This is a genomic window from Pseudomonas sp. A-1 (genome assembly GCF_004801855.1).
Taxonomy (GTDB): Bacteria; Pseudomonadota; Gammaproteobacteria; order Pseudomonadales; family Pseudomonadaceae; genus Geopseudomonas.
The window spans coordinates 1-873 of record NZ_SSTC01000226.1; the positions used below are offsets into that span (position 1 = coordinate 1).

Below are 873 nucleotides of genomic sequence, written 5' to 3' on the forward strand. Positions count from 1 at the left end.
ACTTCCGGTTGCTCGACCAGTTCATGAGCGCTACGCAGGAATGCCGCCGTCGCTGCCGGCGCTTCCAGGCCCATCTCTCGGAAGATGCCGCGCAGCAGGTTGATGCGCTGGGTGCGACTCTTCTTCCAGGTTTCGCGCAGACCGTGCAGCTGCTGGAGCTGTTGCTGCTCGTGAGTCTTCACCGGTACCGGGTGGATGCCCGAGCAGCGTGCGGCTTCGAGGATGGCGTCGCAGTCGTTGCGGTCGGTCTTGTTGCGCCGCCGGTAAGGGCGCACATAGCGCGCGTGCAGCAGCGTCACCTTGTGCCCCAGCGCCTGGGCGAAACGCCCCCAGTAGTGTGCCGTGCCGCAGGCTTCCATCAGCCACTCGACCGGCTCGGCCTGCTCCTGTATATATCGACGAAATGCCTCGCGATTCAGCCGCTTGCGCTGACTCACCTGCCCGGCACGGACGCTTTCGGCAACCTGGTAAACGGACTTGGCCAAATCCACTGCAATCTGCTTGTACATCGCTGACACCCTCCGAACGCCATTCTCGGCACCGCTGGTGCGGGTAAGTGTGGTGCAGGGAGAGTCCATTACAGCATTCCAGCGGACCGCCAAAAAGCTGCGCTTTTTGCCGCCCGCTGAATTCAAACGTTAGAGGATGCGATTAGCTATGGCATGGACTCGCAAAGAGAAAATATTAACTGCGCTTATGCTGCTCGCATCTGGTTCAGTGTTTGCTTTATCGCAGGCTGAATACGCTGACAGCAGCTTTGATCGCTGGGCAAAGAATGAGCACGCCATGAATACAAGGGCGGTTGCAGGAACTGAGTGCAACACGGTTATTGGAGTGAAGCAGGTGCCTCATGATGCTTGGCCATCAGCTCGG

General features: G+C 59.2%; 2 protein-coding genes. One reads left to right on the plus strand and one right to left on the minus strand.

The genetic code is table 11. The features are described 5' to 3' along the window. Positions 1-509, minus strand: a 509-nt coding sequence (locus E5198_RS21295; protein WP_136491874.1) for a transposase, incomplete at its 3' end; no start/stop codon positions are given. Positions 510-657: 148 nt separating this feature from the next. Between E5198_RS21295 and E5198_RS21855 the strand changes: the two genes are divergently transcribed. Beyond that, positions 658-873, plus strand: a 216-nt coding sequence (locus E5198_RS21855; protein ID WP_218569081.1) for a hypothetical protein, incomplete at its 3' end; no start/stop codon positions are given.